Here is a 21,173-nt window from a genome sequence, read left to right on the forward strand (position 1 = left end):
CCCCCTCGCTCCTCGGCATGACACCGAAGACCGGACTTCTGATACGAACCACGACTCCAGGGGACTAGCCCGCACGAGGCCGGCGCGGAGTCAGAACACCGAGCGGAGCTGGCTCGACGTCAGCGGCGCGAGCAGGTTGTCGCGGGTGGCCACGTCGGCGATGAAGGCGACGTCGTCGGCGTCTAGTTGGGCCTTGTCGAGCAGGTACGCGAGGTGGCGCAGCCGGTGCGTGTGCGCGCGGAGGCGGGCCTCGGCGTAGCCGATCGAGGTGGCGGTGCGCAGGATGAAGTTCCAGTCGCTCGACTGGAGCAGCAGGAGCTCGCGGATGAGCTGATCGAGCGCCTGCCCCCGTACGCCGTCCACCTCGCGGTGCTGCACGACCAGGTCCTTCACCCAGCGGGTCGCGTGGTGCACGTGGCGCCAGGTCCACGCCGCCTCGGGCCCCACCCACACCTCGCCGTACCCGCCCGCGCCCCACGATGAGGCGCACGGAGTGGCCTCGGCGCACGTGGGCTCGCGCGCCAAGTAGTGGCCGAGGGTGGTGGCCTCGAGCACGCCGGGGCAGGCGCGCTCTTCCTCGGCGAGCCTGCGGAACATCGCCTCGAGGAACCACGGCCCCTCGAACCACCAGTGCCCGAACAGCTCGGCGTCGTAGGGCGCCACGACCACAGGCGTCCCGGCCGTCGCGCCCGACTCGCACAGCCGCTCGACCTGCGCCCTGCGACCGCGCACGAAGTCGCCGGCGTGCTCCCACGCGCGCGCGCGGGCCTCGCCGGGCATGTAGGGCTCCTTGTGATCGGTGTCGCCCGTGATTCGGTAGTACTTGAGCCCGGTCATGACGCGGGCCCCGAACGGCCCCACCTCGCCGGCCAGCTCGGACTCGTCCAAGTCGAAGCCGATATCGCGATAGAAATCGCGGTAGTAGACGTCGCCGGGGTAGCCCTCGCTGCGCGACCACACCACCCGGCTCGACTCGGGATCGCGCCCGAAGAACGCCGTCCCACCGGGCGAGAGGATGGGCGCGTGCACACCGAACGGCGGGCGCGGCTCCGCGTTCTCGAGGCCGTGGCTGTCGAGGATCGTGTATTTTACACCCGCTTGCGAGAGCGCGTCGTCGAGGTCGGGATGGTACGCGCACTCGGCGAGCCAGGCGCCGGCGGGGCGGCGGCCGGTGAGCGCCTCGAACCCGCGCATGCCGAGCTCGAGCTGCGGGCGAATGCCCTCCGGCGCGGGCAGCATGCCGGGGAGATAGGCGTGGGTCGCCGAGCACGCGAGCAGCTCGAGGCCGCCGGAGTCCCAGTGGCTCACCAGCGCGTCGATGACCCGCCCGCCGTGCCGCTCCCACACGACGCGCGCGCCCGCGAGCTGCGCGCGATAGAACGCCACGATCGGCGCGAAGCGGGGGTCGTCCCCCACGCGTGTGGCCTCCTGCTCGGCCAGGTCCTCGAGGCGCTTCAGGTGGGCGCCGAAGCGCCCACGCAACAGCTCGTCGCCGAGCATCGCCGCCAGCGGCGGCGTGAGGCTCATCGTAAGCGCGTAAGGCACGCCCCCGTCGCGGAGGCGATCGAGCGCCTCGACGATGGGCAGGTAGCACTCCAAGAGCGCCTCGTAGAGCCAGCGCTCCTCGAGGTGGCGCTCGTGCTCCGGGTGGCGCACGAACGGCAGGTGCGCGTGGAGGACGAGCGCGAGGTAGCCCTTCGCCATGGGGAGAGTATGGACGAAAAGGCGCGCGGGGTGGTGACCTGCGTGCCTGCCACGCTCGCCACGTGCGCGCGACGTGCGCGACATGCGCGCGACATGCGCGCGACGAGCGAGATGAAGGGCCGAGGCACCCCGCAAGGCGCGAGCGCGAGCGGCGCCCTACTTGCCCTTGAACACGTCGCCCTGCGTGCCGCCGTGGCACGCGGGTTGGTTGCAGGCGCCGCTCGCGAGCGGCCCGCCCATGTCGGAGAAATTGCTCTGAGAGTCGCGCACCGACACCTTCGCGCCCGAAATGGAATCGCCGCTCTCGATGTAGAAGTAGCCCTCCTGCGTGGCGCGGGTGGTCACGACCTTGCCGCCGCCCACCGTGAGCTTCACGCCGACCTCCGCGTTCGGCTTGGTGACGCCAGCGATGAGAAAGATCGCGCCCGCCGCCGTCCCGCCCATGCGGTGGCAGCTCGTGCAGTCGGTGGTCTTGGCCATCGCGATGGTGGTGGGGCCGTTCGTGCCGTTCGGGTGCTTCGACGCGATGGTGGCCGTGTCGGGCGCGCCCGGCGCCGCGTACGGCTTGTCGAAGACCACGCTCGTGCCACCGCCGCCGTCGCGGCCCCCGTCGCCGCCGCCGCCGCCGCCGTCACCGGGCGGTGGAGTCGTGGCGGTGCCGGTGGGCAGCACGACCGGGCCCGCCGTGCGCCGGGGCACGATCTCGTAGGCCCCCGGATCCTGGCTGCTGCACGCCACGCTCGCCCCGGCGCCGAGCGCGACGGCGAGCGCGATGGGAAGGAACGCGGACAGTCGCGGGGCGGGCATGCGGGGCACCATGGCAGGGGGCTCTCGAGGACGGGTGAGCGAGGGGTGGCCCCGTCCACCAGGGAGGAGCACGCAGTATGACAAACTCCCGCGGGCTTTTCACCCCGCGCCCGCGCCGACCACTCCGCCCGGCCTCGCCTCACCGGCGGCCGCGCCCGCCCTCCCTTTGCTCTTTACAAGAGCCGCCCCGTACGTATACTCCCGCGTCCCGCATCTGGAAGTCGCTTCTTGATGCGGAAAACCCCGCCGCCGCGGTCGGAGAACGCCTCCGCATCGGTCGGCCCAAGAAGAGGGACACCCCATGTACGCGGTTATCAGAACGGGCGGAAAGCAATATCGGGTCTCGCAGGGCGACACGCTCCGCGTCGAGAAGCTCGCGGGCAGCGTGGGCGACGTCGTCACCCTCAGTGAGGTCCTGCTCGTCGGCGGCGACTCGATGAAGATCGGCCAGCCCATGGTGGCCGGCGCCTCGGTCGAGGCCAAGATCACCGGGCAGGGCCGCGGCGAGAAGATCATCGTCTTCAAGTTCCGCCGCCGGAAGAACTACCGCCGCAAGGCCGGCCACCGCCAGCCCATCACCACCCTCCAAATCACCAGCATCAAGGGCTGAGGAGAACGCCATGGCTCACAAAAAAGGCGCGGGCAGCACCAGGAACGGCCGCGATTCGAACTCCCAGCGCCGCGGCGTGAAGGTGTACGGCGGCGAGAAGGTCACCGCAGGTAGCATCCTCGTCCGCCAGGTCGGCTCCACGTTCGCCGCCGGCAAGAACGCCGGCCTCGGGAAAGACTTCACGATCTTCTCGCTCATCGACGGCGTCGTCAAATACGAGTGGCGCACGAAGACCCAGAAGAAGGTCTCCGTCTACCCCGCAGCGCCCTGATCAGGGACTGCAGCGGGGGTAGCCGGGGGATCGATCGCCGGGGGGATGGCGAGGGATGACAAGAGGAATGGCAGCGTCGGGGGACAGATGGCGACGCGCGACGGCCAAGGGCTACAAGCTCTTGGCCGTCGATCTTGACGGCACGCTGTTGAACCACAACGGCGAGCCTCACGAGCGCGACGTGCGCGCCATGCAGGCGCTCATGCGCAGCGGCGTGGCGGTGAGCATCATCACGGGTCGGCTGTACTCGGGCACCCGCACGAGCGCCGAGATCGTGGGCATCAAGGGGCCCGTCGCCTGCGCCGACGGGAGCCACGTGGTGCGCGTCTCGAACGACGAGACCCTCGTCCACCACGGCATCCGTGGCGCGAGCGCAAAGAAGCTCCGCGAGGCCGTCGTCCGCAACAACCTCGCCACCTTCCTGTTCGCGGGCGACGCCATCGTCTACGACCGGGACGGCGAGAGCTACCTGCCCTACCTCCGCACCTGGTCGGCCGACATGCAGCGCGCGACCCTCGTGTCGGAGCACGGGCTCTGGAAGGCGCAGGCCGGCCTCACCGCCGTCGTGGGGCTCGGGCCCGAGGCGGCGATCACCTCCGCGGTCGACGACATCCAGCGCGACTGCAAGCGGCGCGCGCAGGTGGCGGCGTTCCCGGTGAAGCGCGTGCCCGGCAACTGGGGGCTCATCGCGCGCGCCTCGGGCGGGACCAAGGGCACCGCCCTCGAGTGGCTCGCGGAGCACCACGGTTGCAGCTTGGCCGAGACCGTCTGCGTGGGCGACTGGCTGAACGACGTGCCCATGTTCAACGTGAGCGGCCGCGCGTTCGCGATGGGGCAGGCGCCCGAGGCGGTGAAGCAGGTGGCCACCGACGTGTGCGCCGAGACCAGCGAGGAAGGCGGCGGCATCGCCCGCGCCGTGCGCGAGTGCTTCGGAGTGCGCATCCACTGACCCGCGGTCACCCGCGCGCGCCCGCCCGCCGTCTCGATCGCCATCCTGATCGCGCGGGCGGGTTTCGTACTAAGAGAGAGCGCGTGCCACCGCCCTCGTCGCCCCCGTCGCTAGCTCGCAGCGCGCCGGCGCGTACGCTCGACTCGCTCGCGAACGGCGCCTCTGGGCGTGTCGTCGAGGTGCGCCTCGATCCGGGCGACGCGGCATGGCTCTCGGCCGTGGGCATCGGCGTCGGCGAGACGCTGACCGTGCTTCGACGCGCGCTGCTCGGCGGACCGCTCCACATCGCGACCGAAGCCGGCGGCGAGTTCGCGCTCGGCGCGCCGCTGGCCAAGGGAATCGTGGTCGCCGACGACCCATGACGGCCGACTGCCACCAGGACGCGGTCACCCGCGACGCGGCGCCGGCGCTTCACCGCGTGGCCCTGGTCGGGCGCCCGAACTCGGGCAAGAGCTCGCTCTACAACGTCCTCACCGGCGGGCACGCGAACGTCGGAAATTTCCCTGGGATCACCGTCGACGTGCTCGAAGCCAATGTCGCGCTGAGCGGCGGGGGCGAGGCGACGCTCTACGACTTGCCGGGGCTCTACTCCCTCGAGTCCGCGCACGATCCCGAAACCGACGAGGGGGTCGCGCGCGCGTTCATCGAGCGAGAGAGCGCGCGGCCCGGCTTCGCCCTCGTGCAGGTGCTCGACGGCTCGCAGCTCGCGCTCGGGCTCCGGCTCACCCGAGAGCTGGCGGCGGCGCAGTGGCCGCTCTATCTCGTCGTGACCCAGATCGACGTCCTCGAAGGCGACGGTCGACACCTCGACGAACGGCGCCTCGAGGACGAGCTCGGGGTGCCGGTGCTGGGCGTGAGCGCGAGGCGCGCCGACTGCCGCGAGCGCGTCCTCGCCTTGCTCGCGACCCGGGCGCCGGCCTCGCCGCGAGCGGACTTCGACCCCGCGGCCCTCGCGCTCGAGGTCGCGCCGGCCCGCGAGACGCAGGGTGCAGGGTTCACCCAGCGCGCCGACCGCACCCTCATGCACCCGGTGCTGGGGCCCCTCATTTTCCTCGCGATCATGAGCGCGCTCTTCTCGATCGTGTTCCTCGTGGCCGACCCTGCCAGCGCCGCGATGGACGCCGCGCTCGGGTTCGCGCGCACGCGGCTCGGGGCGCGCCTCGGGCAGAACCTCGTCTCGTCCTTCCTCGTCGACGGCGTGCTCAGTGGCGCCGGCACCGTGCTCGCGTTCATGCCGCAGATCGTGCTGCTCAGCGTCGCGCTCGATCTCCTCGAGGCGAGCGGCTACCTGTCGCGCGGCGCGTTCTTGGTCGACCGCGTGCTGCGTCTCCTCGGTCTCAGCGGCCGCGCCTTCCTGCCGCTCCTCATGGGGCACGCGTGCGCGGTGCCGGCCATCTCCTCCACGCGCATCGTCCGCGATCCGCGCGAGCGCCTCACCACGATCCTCGTGCTGCCGCTCATGACCTGTTCGGCGCGCATCCCCACGTACGCGCTGCTGATTTCGACGTTCTTCGCCGCGCGTGGGCCGGTGTTCCGCGCCGGCGTGTTCCTCGGGCTCTACGCGGCGGGCGTGCTCGCGGGCCTCCTCGCGTCGCAGGCCCTGCGCCGCACCGCCACGAAGGGGCGCTCGCTGCCGCTCGTGCTCGAGCTGCCCCGCTACCGCCTCCCGGAGTGGCGGGTGGTGCTCGGCAAGGCCCAGCGCGCCTCTCGACGTTTCCTCCGCGACGTCGGCACCACCATCGTGGTCGCGTCGACGGTGCTCTGGGTGCTGCTCAAGGTGCCGGCGCCCACCGTGCTCCAGCGACCCGACGCGACCACCGCGATCGAGCGCTCGGTCGCGGCCACCGTGGGGCACGCGCTCGAGCCCGTGACGCGCCCGGCGGGCTTCGACTGGCGCATCAACGTCGGCCTCATCGGCTCGTTCGGCGCGCGCGAGCTCATGGTGGGCACCCTCGGCGTCATCTTCGGCCTCGAGGACCTCGACGAGGACGATCCGTCGCCGCTCTCGGCCCAGCTTCGCGACGCGAAAAAGCCAGACGGGACGCCACGTTATGGCACGGCCAACGCCCTCGCGCTGCTCGCCTTCTTCGTCGTCGCGTGCCAGTGCGTGAGCACGGTGGCCGCGATCCGACGCGAGACGAAGACCCTGCGCTGGCCCGTGTTCGTGCTCGCCTACACCTACGCGGTCGCCTACGTGCTCGCGGTGATCGTGTTCCAAGCGGCGCGCGCGTTCACGTAGCCAAGGCGCCCGCGGCGCGCTCGGCCAGCGCGAGGGCGCGAAAGGCTGTAGCGTCTCTGGAGAGTGACACCCGCCAAGGGCCCCGGCCTCCGCCTCCAGATCGTGCTCTCGCTGGCCGGGGTGCTGCTCCTCTCCTACGTGCCGCTCTTCTTCGCGATCGCGAGCGTCACCAGCGCGACGCTGCTCGCCTCGCGCGAGCGCGCCGCCCACTCGATCGGCCGCGCCGTCGCCTCGCACGTGGCCCACGCGACCGAGACGGGCCAGCTCGCCGATCTCGACGCGGTGCTGACGGCCGACGTGGGCAGCGGCGGCGCCCGCGCGATCGCCGTGTTCGACCTCTCCGGCCAGCGCGTCGTGGAGGCCGGTGAGCTCGCCGAGCTCGCGCGGCTCGAGGCGCCGCCGCGCCCCTACCGCGAGTCCGCGCGGCCCGCCCACGGCGCGCGCGGGCGTGCCCTCGACGTCGTCCTCCCCGCCAAAGCCGCCGCGGTCGTCGTGCGCGTGGCCACCGACGAGGAGTCCGTGAACGCGGCGCCGCTCGTGAAGGTCGTTGCACTCTACATGCTCGTGTTCGCGATCGCGCTGCTCGCGTTCGCCTACTTCGTGCTCACGCGCGTGCTCGTGCGCCCGATCGAAGAGCTCTCGGGCGCCGCCGAGCGCGTGGCCCGAGGTGCGCGCGTGCTCGAGGTGCCGCGGCGTGGCGCTCGCGAGGTCATCGAGCTCGGCCGCGCGGTCGACGCGATGGCCTCGAAGCTGCTCGACGACGAGCAGGCGCTCCGCGCGAAGGTCGAAGAGCTCACGCGCATGACGACGACGCTCACGGAGGCGCGCGCGCAGCTCGCACGGAGCGAGCAGCTCGCCAGCGTCGGGCGGCTCTCCGCGGGGCTCGCGCACGAGATCGGCAACCCGCTCACCGCCGTGCTCGCGATGCTCGACCTCGTGGCCGACCCCGAGCTGCCCGTGGAGGAGCGCCAGGACTTCATCGCGCGCATGAAGCGCGAGACCGAGCGCATTCACGGCATCTTGCGGGATCTGCTCGACTTCGCGCGGCCCGAAGCGAGCGCCGCGGCCAGCGAGCGCGGGGCGAGCGCGCGGCTCGAGGACGTACTCGCGGATCTCGAGGCGCTCGCGCTCCCGCAGCGTCCGTTCCGGGACGCGGCGCTCGTCGTGCGCGTCGAGGAGGGCACGCCACGCGTAGGTATGTCCGCGTCACGCCTGCTGCAGGTGCTGCTGAACCTCGTGATGAACGCCGCCGACGCGGTGGCCTCGGCCGAGGGACCCCGCGAAATCCGGGTGCTCGCGCGGAGCGCGGGCGAGCGCGTCGAGGTGCGTGTAGAGGACACGGGCCCGGGCGTGCCGACGTCGCTGGCCTCGCGGGTGTTCGAGCCCTTCGTCACCACGAAAGACGTTGGCCAAGGCACGGGCCTCGGCCTCGCGGTGTGTCGTGGGCTCGTGGAGTCGGCCGGCGGCACCATCACGCTCGATCCGGCCTACGAGGGGGGCGCGCGCTTCGTCGTCACGCTCCCGGCCGAGAGCGAATAGCGGCGATCACGCGTCCCGGAGGAACACCTCGAGCGGCACGACCGGCATGCGCTCCGCCTCGAGTCGGTCGAGCAGCGAGGGCAGCGCGCGCACTCCGGCGGGCTCGCGATCGCCCTGCTCCGCCGCGTCGTGGAGGAGCACGATCGCGCCGTCCTCTGCGCCGGGGAGCACGCGGCGCAGCACGTCCGCCGGGGTGGTGCTCGCGAGCCCGTCGCGCGCGCGCACGCTCCACCCAACGACCGTGAGGTCGAGCTCGTCGACGACCCGCGCGATGATCGGGCTCGTGTGCCCGATCGGCGGCCGAAAGAGCCGCGGGCGCTCCCCCGTCATGGCCTCCAGCGCCGCGATGCCCTGCGTCAGATCGCGCCGCACCGCGCTCGCCGACCGCAGCGAGAAGAGGCGGTCGTGCGCGTACGAGTGCAGCCCCACCACGTGCCCGCGCGCCACGATCTCGCGCACGAGCTCGGGGTGCTGCTCGGCCTTTCGCGCGATGACGAAGAATGTACCCTGCACGGACTTCGCGTCGAGCGCGTCGAGCACCGCGCGGGTGTGGACCGGGTGCGGGCCGTCGTCGAACGTGAGCACAAGGCCGCGGGCGCCGCGCGGCCCACGGATCACCGCGTCCACGTACATCTGGAGACCGAGGAAGAGCACACCGAGCGTGGTGAGCGCACCGTACGTGAGGAGCAACCCGAGCAGCAGGCCGAGCGGGAGCGGCGCGCGCGCGAGGCTCCACACCGGCACGGCGAAGAGCCCTACGGTCGCGGCGAAGTAGGCCACCCGCGCCGGCGCCATGGGCTAGCGCCGCTTCTTCGCCTGGGCGGGCTCGTCCTCGACCTCTTCCTCGGCGTCAACGTCGTCCGACGACGCCGCGACGCGCACCTTGGCGCCGTCCTTCGCCTCGCCCTCCTTGGCCTCGTCGCCGGAGTTGTCGAGCTCGAAGAACCCGCCGAGCAGGCCGGCGATGAGCGGCAGGTACGCCGCGGGGAGATCGCCCAGGCTGCCCGAGCCCGCGCGGAGCGAGGTGAGATCGAGGCCGACGTGCACCCAGGTGCGCAAGACGAACATCATGCCGAGCGCGAGCAGCATCCCGAAGAACGCCTTGAGGCCCGCCTCGATGCGGCCCTCCGCCGCCCAGATGGGCTTGCCCGCGACCAGGCCGGTGAGCACGCCGGTGCCCGCGGCGGCGAGGTACGCCACGAAGGCGCCCGCGCCCGTGGTGACCGCCATGCCGAGCCCCTGCACGAGGATCGCGGCCACGATCGCGCCGGCGATTCCGCCTATGATCAGCCCAACGATGAGGCGCTTCAGGAACATGGTTTTCTTGGCGCGCACGCGCGGAGAGGGCTCTCGTGGCGGGCAGCCCGTCCAGTGTACCGAATCCCTCCAAAAGGTCTCGCTCTACCGCCGGGCTTCCTGCACGAGGCGCCGCCCGAGGCCCGCGCGGCGCTCCTCCCTCCACCGCTCGGGGGAGAGGGCGAGCCCGAGTGCGCGCGGCTCGGCGACCAGCACCACGAGGCGCCGACCCCGCGTGACCGCCGTGTACACGAGGTTCTTGGCCAACATCACGAAGTGCGACGACGAGAGCGGCACGACCACCGCGGGGTACTCGCTGCCCTGCGATTTATGTATTGTACACGCATAGGCGAGCGTGAGATCGTCGAGGTGCGACAGCTCGTACTCCACCTCGCGGTCCGGGTAGGTCACCACGAGGCCCGCGCCCTCGGGCAGGAGGCGATCGACGACCCCCATGTCGCCGTTGAACACGGCCTTGTCGTAGTCGTTCCGCAGCTGCATGACCTTGTCGCCCGCGCGGAAGGTGCGCCCGCGGCGCTCGAGCCCCGCCGAGCCCGCCGCGGGGGGCGGGTTCAGCGCGGCCTGGAGCACCTGGTTGAGCGCGAGCGCACCGAGCGGGCCGCGGTTCATGGGCGTGAGCACCTGGACGTCGCGCGTGGGGTCGAGGCCGAACTTCGCGGGGATGCGCCGCAGGACCAGCTCGCGCACGAGCTCCAGCGTGGTCTTCGCGTCCCGCGAGGCTATGACGAAGAAGTCGGACTCCTCGCCGCGCTTGGCGGACTCCGGCGCCTCGCCCTGGTTGATGGCGTGCGCCGCCAGCACGATCTTGCTCGTCGCGCTCTGACGAAAGATCTGGGTGAGGCGCACCACGGGCACGACGCCCGACGCGATGACGTCGTAGAGCACGGCGCCGGGCCCTACGCTGGGGAGCTGATCCACGTCCCCGAGCAGCACGAGCCGGCGCCCGTCGGGCACCGCGCGGAGGAGCGCGTCGGCGAGGCGCACGTCCACCATGCTGGTCTCGTCGACGACGAAGGCGTCGCCCTCGAGCGGCGCGCGCTCGTCGCGCTTGAACTGGCCGGTCTTCGGGTCGACCTCGAGCAGCCTGTGCAGCGTGGTCGCCTCGCCGCCGGACGACTCGGCCATGCGCTTCGCCGCGCGCCCGGTCGGGGCCGCGAGCCGCACGGTGAGGCGCGCCTCGCGGTACACCGCGAGGATGGCCCGGAGCAGCGTGGTCTTCCCCACCCCCGGACCGCCCGTGACGACGAGCACAGGTGAGCGCGCCGCGGCGGCGAGCGCCTCGCGCTGCTCCTCCGACAGGGGAACCCCCGCGCTCTTCTCGACGCGCGCGACCGCCTCGTCGGTGAGCACGAGCGGCCGCGCCGGCGCGCTGCGAGCGAGCGCCACGAAGCGCCGCGCGAGGCGGGCCTCGGCCTCGAACAGATCAATCAAGTATACGTTCTTGCTGTCATTTTCGCCGCGATCGACGACCACGTAGCCGGCCACCACGAGGGCGTGGAGCGCGCGCTCGAGCGCGTCGTCGTCGGTGCCGTCGAGGGCGCGGCGGCCGAGGTGCTCGCGGGCCGCCTCGAAGAGCGCGTCACTCACGGTGAACGTGTGACCGCGATCGGTCTCCTGCCGGAGCGTGTGTACGAGGCCGGCTTGGTGGCGGAGCGGTGCGTCGCGCGCGACCCCCACGGACGCGGCGATACGGTCGGCCGTCAGGAAGCCGATGCCGGCGACCTCGAGGGCGAGGCGATACGGCTCGTCGGCGACGATCTGCGCGGCGCGCGGCCCGTATCTCCGCACGATGCGCGCGGCGAGCGCGGGCGTCGCGCCGTGGGTCTGGAGGAACACCATCACGTCGTGGAGGGCGCGGTTGTCACGCCACGCGTGGGCGATCGCCTCGACGCGGCGCTTGCCCAGCCCCGAGACCTCGTGGAGCCGCTCGGGGCTCTCGTCGAGCACGCGCAGAGTGGACGTGCCGAAGGCCTCGACGATGCGCTTCGCGTACGAGGGGCCGATGCCCTGCACGATCCCCGAGCCGAGGTACCGCTCGAGCCCGTCGAGGGTCTTCGGCTCGAGCACCGTGAGGCCGTCCGCGCGGAGCTGCTCGCCGTGGGTAGGGTCACGCTCGAACGAGCCGGTGACGCGCACGTCGGCGCCCGAATACACGCGCGGGAACACGCCGACCACCGTGACCGGCTCGGGTCGCTCCGCGACCGCGACGCGCACCACGCGAAAGCCTGTGGTCTCGCTCTCGAAGGTGACGCGAAGGACCTGGCCTTCGAGCGTGGCGGGCATGGGCGCACTGTGCACGACCGCGCGCGGCGAGGCCCGAAAAACGCGGCGCAGGCGGGACCGGCGGGGCGCGGCGCGGATATCGCTCGGCCGGGGGAGCGCGCTAGGGCAGACTCGGCGCATGACCGACGAGCCGCTCGGCGCGCTCCACCAGCGCATCGCGGAGCTCGAGGCGTCGCTCTCCGAGGCTCGTCGGCGCGCGCACGACGGGCCCCGCGTTCTGGCGGCGACGCGCGGCCGCGTGAAGAAGCTGCAGAAGGAGGCGAGCGAGCTCGAGCGAGCGGTCACGCGCCGGCGACGCGCGGCCCACGCGCCGGTGCGCGTCCAGAACGGCGCCGCGCTCCTGCTCGCGCTCCTCGGCATCGCGGCCTTCGGCGTCGGGCTCGCGCTCCAGGTGCGCGTCGTGCGCGCGCCGCTCACCTGGGTCGAGACCACCTGCCGCGTGGTCGACGACGAGACCACCCTCGCCTACCCGGCGGCGCGCCCAAGCAGCTCGTTCCGCACCTCCGGGCCGCCCACCGATCGCCCGGTGCCCTGCTGGATCCCTCACGATCCCGTGGGGGACGGCCTGGGCAGGCTCCGCCGCCCGGCCTCGACGAGGCTGTCGCTCGCCGACAAGCTCCGCGGGCTGTTCTCGACCATGATGCTCCTCGGCCTCGGCAGCGCGGGCGGCGTCGGCTGGCTGTCGATTCGTAAGCCCGCGGAGGGCTCCGATTGACCTACCGTGACGAAGAGCGGGCCGCGGAAGAGCGCGTCGAGCGGCTGGAGGCCGAGCTCGCCGAGGTGCGCGCCAGCACCGAGGGCGAGGACGAGGCGGCTCGCCTGGCCGAGGAGGTGCGCGCGCTCGAGGTGCGCGTGAGTGAGCTCCGCGCCGAGCTCAAGGAGCTCTCCGAGGCCCTCGGCGAGGGCGAGCACCCCATGCCTAGGCACGCCGTGGCAGGCGCCGTTCTCTCGGCGTTCTCGGCGTTCCTCGCGCTGTTCCTGCTCGCCGATCCGCGGGCGGTGTTCGTGGGCGTCCCGATCGGCGTGGTCGGCGTGCTGCTGGTCGCGCACGGGCTCTTCCAGACGTGGCGCGCCGGCGTCCGGGCGCGCGCGTGACGTACGTGCTTGCGTCGCGATAGCGGGCGCGCGCGCGCGCGGTACAGTGGCGCCATGCGGATCGTCCTGCTCTACCCGCCCCCGTGGAAGCACCCCGCGGAGGGCGAGGCGGCCGTCACGCCGGTAGAGGGCGGCCCGCCAGCCGAGTACCGCCCCGGCGATCTCGACGCCGATTTCTACCAGATCCCCTACGGCCTGCTGGCGCTCGGCGCGGGCGCGACGCGCGCGGGGCATCAGGTAAAAACCCTCAACCTCTCGTCTTTTCCATGGAGCAACGTCGAGGCGCTGGTGACCGAGCTCGAGGCGGACGTGTGGGGCATGAGCTGCTGGACCGCGAACCGGCGCGGCGTGAAGCTCGTCGCCGAGGCGATCAAGCGCGCCCACCCGCGCGCCCACGTGGTCGTGGGCGGCCCCCACGCGACGCCGCTCGGGCCCGAGCTGCTCTCGAGCTACGGCGCGGTCGACACCGTGTGCGTGGGCGAGAGCGACGTCACGTTCCTCGAGCTCGTCGACGCCCTCGCGCGTGGCGAGGACCCGCGCGGCCTCGCGGGCACCGTGTACCGCGACCCCGAGGGCCGAGTGCACACGGCGCCCGAGCGGCGCAACGTGCAGCACATCGACGAGCTCGCGTGCCCGCAGCGCGCGTACGCCACGCACATCTTGATGACCTCGCGAGGGTGCCCGTGGAGCTGCACCTTCTGCGGCGCCGAGTCGTCGTGGGGCCGCGGCTTCCGCGCCAACTCGCTCGACTACGTGGTGTCGGCGATGCAGGCGGCCGCAGAGAAACTGCCGGTGAAGATGCTCCAGATCAAGGACGACACCTTCACCACGAACGAGAAGCGCGTGCTCGCCCTGTGCCGCGCCATGCGCGAGCGCGAGGTGTCGCTGTTGTGGAGCTGCGACACGCGGGTCGACGTACTCTCGGACGAGCTGCTCCGCGAGATGCGCCTCGCCGGGTGCGAGCGCATCTCGCTCGGCGTGGAGAGCGGCTCGCAAGCCATCCTCGACGGCATCGACAAGAAGATCACGGTCGAGGAGATCCTCGCGTCGACCCGGCTCGCGAAGAGCTACGGCCTCAAGGTGCGGTACTTCATGATGCTCGGCAACCGCGGCGAGACCCGCGCGACCTTCGCCGAGACCCTGCGTTTCCTGAAGCGCGCCTCGCCCCACGAGTACATCTTCGCGTGCCTCTCCATCTACCCCGGCACGCGCGACTTCCACGACGCCGAGCGCGCCGGGTGGCTCGACAGAAACGTGTACTTCACAGACACGTTTCAAGAGTACAAGGCGCCGTTCGACGCCGACGCCGAGACCCTGGAGACGCTGAACGCGTGGTTCGCGGAGCACAGCGGGCTTCAGGTGGGGCACCGCGACGGCGTGGCCGAGTACGAGGCCATCCTCGCGCGCCTCGGCGACCACCACGCCGCGCACATGGACCTCGGCGCGGCCTACTACGAGGCCGGCGAGCTCGACCTCGCCGAGCGCCACGTCCGCCGGGCGCTCGAGCTCGGCTACCCGTGCCCTGGCCTCGCGTACAACCACCTCGCGTGCTTCGCGAAGGCGCGCGGCGACTTGGACGCGATGATGGACCTGTTCTCGCGTGCGGCGAAGGAGGACCCGCAGCACTGGGTGCTCATCCAGAACGTGAACGCGGCCCGCGCGTGGTTCAAGGCACGAGGGCCCGAGCGCGGGCTCCCGCTCAGCCTCTCGGTGCGCCACGACTTCCAGCTCCTCGAGCGCACGGTGCAGCCGATGCTCCCAGGGCCGCTCCCCGAAGGCGTCACGCGGTGGGACGCGACCTCCCCCGAAGCGACCGAGGCGGCCCGGTACGTGAAGACGCCCGAGATGGAGGGCAGCCGCAAGCTCCTCGACGGCCGGCGGCTCAAGGTGCTCGACGGCTGACCACGCGCTCGACCACCGCGCGGCCCCGGCGAGGCCGGCGGGTTGCCTTTCCCGGCCAGGAAAGCTAGCTTCCCCGCGTTCTCCGGCGTCGTCTAATGGCAGGACAGCGGATTTTGATTCCGCTTATCGTGGTTCGAATCCACGCGCTGGAACTGAGAAGGGTTACGGGGGGTTGGGGGTGGTTTCGGCGGCGGGCTCACGCTGCGCCCGGCGAGCCGACGAAGGAAGGCGGGGAGCATGCCACCGACCGCGGCGAGGGTGGCAGGAGGGTGGCAGGCGGGGAACGGACGATCCAGCCGAACTGAGCCCTTGGCCGCTGCGCGCGCCCTATAGTGCGAGCAACGTGGGCCACTGCTGGGCCCTCACGGGGCACTACCAGCGCAACGGCGGCGAGGTGGCGCACGTCGACCTCTCGTCGAAGATTCCCTCGAGCGGCGACGCGACCGGCACGGTCGACGGACGCATCCCGCTCACCGAAGGCGGAGATCTCGCGGTGTGGTTCGAGGTCACGAGCCTCGGCGGGTGCCAGGCGTACGCCTCGCAGTACTCCCAGAACTACCACGTGAAGGTCTCGGGCCCGCACCCGGGCAGCGACGCCACCCTGGTGTTTCGCGCGAACGGCGAGGTCGAGGCGAAGGGCGAGCTCCACGCCGGCGGAAAGGTGTCCGTGCGCGCTGAGGACGCGCGCCTGCCGAAGTGCAGGGACTCGCGCGCCGGCGCTCAGGCCTGGGCGGTGCGAGGAAGCGCGCAGCTGAACGGCGGCGCGATCCAGACCTTCGACACCGGCCGCGCGGTCGACGCGAAAGGGACACGCGAAGCGGTCGACGCCATCGACGTCTTCGGCTGCAGCGAGTACGATTCGCAGGGCGCGAAGAACTACCGCTTCCGCGTCGGGAACTAGAGCGCCGAACCGCTTGATGACCGAGGATTTTCGCCGAGTCCGAGTTGCGAGCCGTGCGAGGCGCGACGACGAGTCCTACTGCTGCTAGCTAGTCTCCTGGAAGCGTGATCCCTTCCAGAAGTCGCGCGGCTCGGCCTTTCGCCACAAGGGAGCGAGGGGGTGTCCCGTTTTCGGCGGCGGTGGGAGGATACTCATGTTCGAGGGTCGGCGTTCTCGCGCGGTCGCCCCCGAAACCACAGTCCCCTGAGCGCAAAGCGCCGCCTCCACCGCGCGGAACGACGTCCGAGTTGAGGACGGGCCCGCCGCCGCCGAAAACGGGGCACCCCATCGCTCCTCGGCATGACACCGAAGACCGGACTTCTGATACGAACCACGACTCCAGGGGACTCGCCTTCCCTGCCCTGTAGCAAGCGCTACACCTACGCCGCCCTTGCGGCTAGGCTGACCGCTATGCGCTTTCGCCTCCTCCGCGTGCCCGCGTGGCTCGGCCTCGTCGCCTCGCTCTCGATCGCCGCGTGCAGCGGCGAAGACGTCGTCACCACGGAGGCCGACGCGACCGCCGCGCGCGACGCCGGGCCGCGCGATGCCGCTCCGGCCGATCCCGACGGCGCCCCCGCCACCGACGCGGCCCCCGCGCCGGACGGCGCGCCCCCGCGCCCCGACTCCGGCCCCGACGCCGGGGTGACGTACGCGGGCCTCGGCGCGCTGAGCGGCGCCTGCGGGCTCGTGCGGGGCGAGGTGGGCAAGGCCACCCCGTCGTTCCTGAGCAACACCATCTCCTTTGCGGCGGGCCAGGTCTTCGACAAGGCGTTCCTCTCCGACGGGGGCGACACCGTCTTCGACGACCCGAACGCAGGGGGTAGCTCGAAGGAGTCCGAGGTGATGAGCTTCGAGATCCTCCACCACTGCGACGGCGCGAAGCTGCTCAAGACCGAGACGCAGATCGTGTACGGCCCGCCCCCCGACGGCGGCCAGGCGAGCATCACGGATCTGCTCGTCGAGATCGGCGGCAAGAAGGTGGGGGTCAACCCGCTGCGCGTCTACAAGCCGTCGAACCAGCCGCAGCCCACCGAAGCCGAGATCAAGACGTCGCTCGAGAGGAAGCTCGAGAACATCAAGGCCTCGACCGCGCGGGTCACGCCAGCCGACAAGTGGGTCAAGCAGGTCATGCACGTGATGACCGCCACGCAGGCGAACGCGGACGCGGTGGCGCGCATCGTGCCCACCATCGGGGCCGACACCCGCGCCGACACCATCATCCTGCTCACGCGCTCGGTCGGCGGCGGCTTCCTCTACTGCGGCGTCGCGCGCGCCCCGCTCGGCCAAGAGTGCCCGTGAGGCTCCGGTGGGCGGGCTGACGAGCACCGTCCTCTCCGGCGTCACGGTTGTCGCCACGACAGGGCCCTACGCCTGGCGCGACCAGCTGATTGGCAGCGGCGTCGTGGAGCACTGGGATCCCGCCCCGCCCCCCGCGTCCTCGGGGCTCGTATCCCCAACACCACGCTGATACGCACCAACGGAGCCAACCCGACGAGAGGTCTGCAACCGTGACGCCGACTGCGCGTTCCCGAGGAGCTGCGTGGCGTTCGCGACGAACAACCGCGACCTCGGGTAAGGTGCACCCCGCCGGAGGTTGGGTCGGCGTTGGCAAGGACGTGGTGTACGCGGTCTGCTCGCGCGGCGACGGCGCGGATGATCCAGCCATCGCCGCGAGGCATCGCCTCCCCATTCAATGCATACTACACTCGTCTGTTCGGGGTGGCCCTCCAGAGCGGATTGAGGTCGGCGCGAACCCGATGTAGTTTTCGTGAGATGGGAAATGTTTGGTCGTGGCGCCTCCCACTCGTCCTCGCCCTCGCGACGTCGCTCGCTTGCTCCGCGCAGGTGGTCGACGAGCCGGCAGGGGCCGAGGCCGAGAGCGGCGAGGAGGCCATCAACGGCGGCAAGGTCGAGCGCAACTATCCGGCGGTCGGGATGTTGCGCTTCCCTTCGAAGAACTTTGGCTCCGGTGTGCTCATCGCCCCGAACGTGGTGCTCACCGCGGCCCACGTCGCGCTCGGCAAGCCGGACACCTTCTTCTTCGGCACCGTCCGCGCCGGAGTGAGCCCAGCGGCGGCTGCGCTCCGATCGGTCGCGGTGAAGGAGCACGTGATCCACCCTTGCTACGCCGCTCCCCTGCCCGAGGGCTGCCCCGGGAGGCTCGACGTGGCGGTCGTTCACCTCGCGACGCCGATTACGGACGTCGTCCCCGTAGCGCGCTACGTCGGGGATCTGAGGCTCCTCTGGGGCCTCTACAACCCGCTCGTGGGAGACATCTGCGTCGCCGTCGGCTTCGGCGCGCACCTCGAGCCAGACGGGAAGCCAGGCGCGTGGACGGCCGGGAGCCGCCGTTCGGCGCGGAGCTGGATCGAGTCGGTCGACGACACCGAGGTCGTCGCGCGATGGGTGACGGGCATCGCGACGAGCGGAGACTCGGGCGGTCCGCTCATTTGCGAGGGGAAGATCGTCGGCACGGTTCGCGGGAGCGCGGATCCCTCGAACAAGGGGGTGGAGCGCACAAGAGAGGGGTACATGCGCATCGACCGCTCCACCGAGTTCGTGGACAAGTACTTGGCCGCCTGGCGCTGAGCAGGACGACCGCGAGGGTCCCCGGTCCGGGCGCGGCCGTGCGCCGAAGAGACCGGGGCGTGACCGGGGGACGCTTCGCTGCAGGCGTCCTCTCGCCTCGCGGACCCGAGCATGGGCCCCGCAGACGGGCCGTGGCGCGCTCGGTCGGAGCGCCTCCCAACGCCAGCGGCGGTGATACGCTCGGGCGAAGAGAAGAGGGAGAGCGAATGAAGAAGAGGACGATCGTGCGCTGGATGGGAGTCGTCGCGGTTCCTTCGTTCGCTTTTGTCGCGTGCGGCGGGAGGCCGGCGACGCCCATGAAAGCGGTCGCGACGGCCGCGCCAAGCGTGAAGCCTCCGGTCGAGGTCCGGGAGGTCATCGTGCCACGGACGTGCGCGGCGCGGATGAAGCTCGCCAAGCTCCTCGGGCACGTCGATGCGCCCGCGGTCGTGACCACGCCCGAAGATGTGGGAGAGGCGCCCCCCCCGACGAGCCTCGCGGCCAGCACCCGCCTCGCCAGCAACCAGGCCTATCGCGTCGTGGCCCCGTCGACCGCGCTCGTGAGCGCAGGGCGGGGCTTCGGCACCGGAGTCGTGATCGACCCGAGCGGGTACGTGCTTACGAATTACCACGTCGTCGCGGACGGACGAAAGAAGGACTTCATCGTCGAGGTCGACGTGACGTTTGGTGACCTCACCCCGACCGGTCGTATGAATCGGCAGGCGAAGAGCTACGAGGCCGTGGTCGTGAAGGTCGACCCGGTGCGCGACCTCGCGATCGTCAAGCTGAAGGGCACGCCTCCCAAGCTCGTGGCCGCGAAGCTCGCGAAGAGCGCACCTCAAATCGCCGAGAAGGTGATGTCGATTGGCCACGCCGGGATCGGCTTTTTGTGGGCCGCCAAGACTTGCAACGTGGCGAGCATCGGCGAGCGCCAAGAAGACTCGAGCATCATCGCCGGGGTCGACTGCTCGCACCCCGATCCAGCCGCCAGCGCGGAACAAGCGACGAAGCAGAAGAAGAGCTGTGAAGAGCAGAAAAGACAGATGAAGGACGCGCTGGCGTCGAAGACCCAGGGCTTGGCCGTTCAGACCGACTGCGCCATCACTCACGGCGACAGCGGCGGTCCGCTGGTGAACATGGCGGGCGAGCTCGTCGGGCTGAATCAGAGCATCTCCGCCGATCTCGCGACCGCTTCGTTCCACGTCCACCTCGAAGAGGTGCGTGATTTCGCCGCCAAGTTCGGCGACTCCGGCGTGCCCATTCTCCCCGATCCTTTCTGCGATGGCGGGTTCGATCCGACCTTCGAGGACCTCGACCTCGATGGGACGAACGAGTCGCTCGTGGCGAAGGGCGGCGGAGGGGGCATGTTCGGGGGCTCCGATCGCATGTCGCTCCTCATCGATCTCGACCAGTCCCACTTCAAGGGAAATGGCCCGCCGAGCCAGACGTTCGACGCCGAGGTCGCGATGATGACTCTCCGTGACACCACCTACATTTGGTACGACACGGACAACGACGGTCGCTTGGACGTCCTCCTCGTCGACAAGGACGACGACGGCGTACCGGAGTCGGCGTATCAAATCGCCGCCGACGGACGCCTCAAGGAGGACAAAGAGATCCTCCCCAAACACGACCTCAGTGGGAGGCTCATCAAGGACCCGACCCTGCACGCGCGCCTCGGCAAGATCGCGACCGCGATCGGCGGAACGAAGTACGTCTCCGCCCGAGTTCTGGCGCTCGGGGAGGGAGCAGGCTCGGTGCCCGATCCGCTGTCCTCGGGTGGCTCCACCGGTCGCGCGGTCGACACGGACGACAACGGGAAGCCGGATCTCGCGGCGGTGCGCGGCGCCTTCAGTCGCGGGGTCTTGATCGACGCCGACGAGGACACCCTCGGCCGGCTCAAGCCCGGCGACTCCGTCGACGACCTCGTGAAGGCGAAGAAGATCGACGCCGAAATCGCCGTCATCGCGCAAGGCTCGTCCGTCTGGGCCATGTACGACACCGACAACGACTCCAAGTTCGACCTCGCGCTCAACTCGAAGGGGGGCGACTCCACCGGGATGATCACGACGGCCGCTTGGTCGATCGGCGGCTCGGGAGCCCCAAGGCCCGCGCCCGACCACGTGGGCCGAAAGGTCTTCCGCCCCGGCCTCATCGGGTTCCCGCGCGCCACGCAGGCCCTGCGCAGCGTGAGCTCCGACGTGGCCGACGACGAAGCGCTCGGCTCTCTGCCGGCGACGATCCCGCCGCGCGCGCGGTTCCACACGAAGGAGGTCAAGGGGCTGCCGGAAGGCATGATGATCGAGAGCTCGTCCTTCCCGTGGATCGTGGAGCTGTTCGACGTCGACAGGAGCTCGAAGATCGGACCCAAGACCGATGTGCAGAAGGTCGTCGCCGACGGGAAGTTCGATGCGGAGGTCGCCTTCGTGCGCCACCTCTCGCCGACGGGCGCGCTGACGTGGGTGTACTACGACACCGACAACGACGGCCGATACGACCTCGTCCTGTTCTTGCCCAAATCCGACCAGGAGCCGACGCAGGCATTTCGCGTCGTCAAGCGGGAGAGCGCCCCGGGCGGCCTCGCCCTCGAGGCCGACGCCGCGGCGCTCAAGGGTCGCCCGATCCGACACAAGGCCATCTTCAAGGACCCCACCCTAGGCCAGAAGTGGAAGGGGCTCGCGAGCAAGGTGTTCAAGCCGGATTTCGTCGAGCCCTAAACGAGACAGCCTATCAACGAGCGGACCGGCGTGCGCGAGCCGGTCCGCGACCCGACTCTCAAAGCCGCTCGGCGCGACGCCCCGGCAAACCGGCGGCCCCGCCAGCGGACCCGCCGGGACCCACTTCGAACTGCACAGATGCAGTTTGCACATTTCCGGAGAGCACCCAGAGCCCTACGCTGGGACCGCCGCTCCCCGATCCCCCGCGACCGCCCGAGCCGCCCGATGCGCC

The 21,173-nt window shown here is 71.1% G+C and carries 18 protein-coding genes and 1 tRNA gene; 14 read left to right on the forward strand and 5 right to left on the reverse strand.

Translation table 11 applies throughout. The annotated features are described in order from the left end of the window. Positions 1-90 precede the first annotated feature (90 nt). Both IPQ09_17285 and IPQ09_17290 read right to left on the reverse strand, forming a co-directional pair. On the reverse strand, positions 91-1,704 hold the full coding sequence (locus tag IPQ09_17285; GenBank protein ID MBL0195941.1) for a DUF1957 domain-containing protein: 1,614 nt from the start codon (positions 1,702-1,704) through the stop codon (positions 91-93). Positions 1,705-1,860: 156 nt separating this feature from the next. Continuing rightward, positions 1,861-2,511: a hypothetical protein gene (locus IPQ09_17290; protein MBL0195942.1), complete on the reverse strand. Its 651-nt coding sequence runs from the start codon at positions 2,509-2,511 to the stop codon at positions 1,861-1,863. A 301-nt stretch (positions 2,512-2,812) separates the two neighbouring features. On the opposite strand from IPQ09_17290, the gene rplU reads away from it, so the two are divergent. The 6 genes from rplU (at position 2,813) to IPQ09_17320 (ending at position 8,119) form a co-directional block, all read left to right on the forward strand. Continuing rightward, complete coding sequence (rplU, locus tag IPQ09_17295) at positions 2,813-3,121, forward strand: 50S ribosomal protein L21 (GenBank protein ID MBL0195943.1); 309 nt, start codon at positions 2,813-2,815, stop codon at positions 3,119-3,121. Positions 3,122-3,131: 10 nt separating this feature from the next. Further along, positions 3,132-3,392 carry a 50S ribosomal protein L27 gene (gene rpmA / locus IPQ09_17300; GenBank protein MBL0195944.1) on the forward strand — a complete coding sequence of 87 codons (261 nt, stop codon included), beginning with the start codon at positions 3,132-3,134 and terminating at the stop codon, positions 3,390-3,392. Positions 3,393-3,459: 67 nt separating this feature from the next. Further along, positions 3,460-4,341, forward strand: coding sequence for an HAD hydrolase family protein (locus tag IPQ09_17305; GenBank protein MBL0195945.1), 882 nt, complete (start codon positions 3,460-3,462; stop codon positions 4,339-4,341). 83 nt (positions 4,342-4,424) lie between these two features. Continuing rightward, a complete protein-coding gene (locus IPQ09_17310; GenBank protein ID MBL0195946.1) occupies positions 4,425-4,703 on the forward strand; it encodes a ferrous iron transport protein A in 279 nt (92 codons plus the stop codon). Then, complete coding sequence (locus IPQ09_17315) at positions 4,700-6,580, forward strand: ferrous iron transporter B (GenBank protein MBL0195947.1); 1,881 nt, start codon at positions 4,700-4,702, stop codon at positions 6,578-6,580. The genes IPQ09_17310 and IPQ09_17315 overlap by 4 nt, the downstream gene beginning before the upstream one ends. Before the next feature lie 63 nt (positions 6,581-6,643). After that, a complete protein-coding gene (locus IPQ09_17320; protein ID MBL0195948.1) occupies positions 6,644-8,119 on the forward strand; it encodes a HAMP domain-containing histidine kinase in 1,476 nt (491 codons plus the stop codon). A 6-nt stretch (positions 8,120-8,125) separates the two neighbouring features. On the opposite strand, the gene IPQ09_17325 is transcribed toward IPQ09_17320, so the two are convergent. The 3 genes from IPQ09_17325 to IPQ09_17335 form a co-directional block, all read right to left on the reverse strand. Next, positions 8,126-8,914 (reverse strand): polysaccharide deacetylase family protein, encoded by a 789-nt coding sequence (locus tag IPQ09_17325; protein ID MBL0195949.1) that lies wholly within the window; start codon positions 8,912-8,914, stop codon positions 8,126-8,128. 3 nt (positions 8,915-8,917) lie between these two features. Then, positions 8,918-9,436 carry a hypothetical protein gene (locus IPQ09_17330; protein MBL0195950.1) on the reverse strand — a complete coding sequence of 173 codons (519 nt, stop codon included), beginning with the start codon at positions 9,434-9,436 and terminating at the stop codon, positions 8,918-8,920. A gap of 84 nt (positions 9,437-9,520) precedes the next feature. Beyond that, the gene (locus IPQ09_17335; protein ID MBL0195951.1) at positions 9,521-11,875 is read right to left on the reverse strand and encodes an ATP-dependent RecD-like DNA helicase; all 2,355 of its coding nucleotides are present in this window, start codon (positions 11,873-11,875) and stop codon (positions 9,521-9,523) included. Between IPQ09_17335 and IPQ09_17340 the strand changes: the two genes are divergently transcribed. The 8 genes from IPQ09_17340 (at position 11,838) to IPQ09_17375 (ending at position 20,941) form a co-directional block, all read left to right on the forward strand. Then, positions 11,838-12,434, forward strand: a complete 597-nt coding sequence (locus IPQ09_17340) for a hypothetical protein (GenBank protein MBL0195952.1) — start codon at positions 11,838-11,840, stop codon at positions 12,432-12,434. The two genes, IPQ09_17335 and IPQ09_17340, sit on opposite strands and share 38 nt — an antisense overlap. Further along, complete coding sequence (locus IPQ09_17345) at positions 12,431-12,814, forward strand: hypothetical protein (GenBank protein MBL0195953.1); 384 nt, start codon at positions 12,431-12,433, stop codon at positions 12,812-12,814. Before IPQ09_17340 ends, IPQ09_17345 begins: the two co-directional genes overlap by 4 nt. A gap of 54 nt (positions 12,815-12,868) precedes the next feature. Further along, positions 12,869-14,716, forward strand: coding sequence for a radical SAM protein (locus IPQ09_17350; protein MBL0195954.1), 1,848 nt, complete (start codon positions 12,869-12,871; stop codon positions 14,714-14,716). Between the two features lie 81 nt (positions 14,717-14,797). Further along, positions 14,798-14,868, forward strand: a tRNA-Gln gene (locus IPQ09_17355). Between the two features lie 191 nt (positions 14,869-15,059). Continuing rightward, the gene (locus tag IPQ09_17360) at positions 15,060-15,617 is read left to right on the forward strand and encodes a hypothetical protein (protein ID MBL0195955.1); all 558 of its coding nucleotides are present in this window, start codon (positions 15,060-15,062) and stop codon (positions 15,615-15,617) included. Between the two features lie 450 nt (positions 15,618-16,067). Beyond that, positions 16,068-16,955 (forward strand): hypothetical protein, encoded by an 888-nt coding sequence (locus IPQ09_17365; protein MBL0195956.1) that lies wholly within the window; start codon positions 16,068-16,070, stop codon positions 16,953-16,955. 474 nt (positions 16,956-17,429) lie between these two features. Next, complete coding sequence (locus tag IPQ09_17370) at positions 17,430-18,245, forward strand: trypsin-like serine protease (GenBank protein ID MBL0195957.1); 816 nt, start codon at positions 17,430-17,432, stop codon at positions 18,243-18,245. A 206-nt stretch (positions 18,246-18,451) separates the two neighbouring features. After that, entirely contained in the window at positions 18,452-20,941 is a 2,490-nt protein-coding gene (locus tag IPQ09_17375) for a trypsin-like peptidase domain-containing protein (GenBank protein MBL0195958.1), read from the forward strand. Positions 20,942-21,173: the final 232 nt, after the last annotated feature.

Source organism: Myxococcales bacterium, assembly GCA_016720545.1.
GTDB lineage: Bacteria > Myxococcota_A > Polyangia > Polyangiales > Polyangiaceae > JAAFHV01.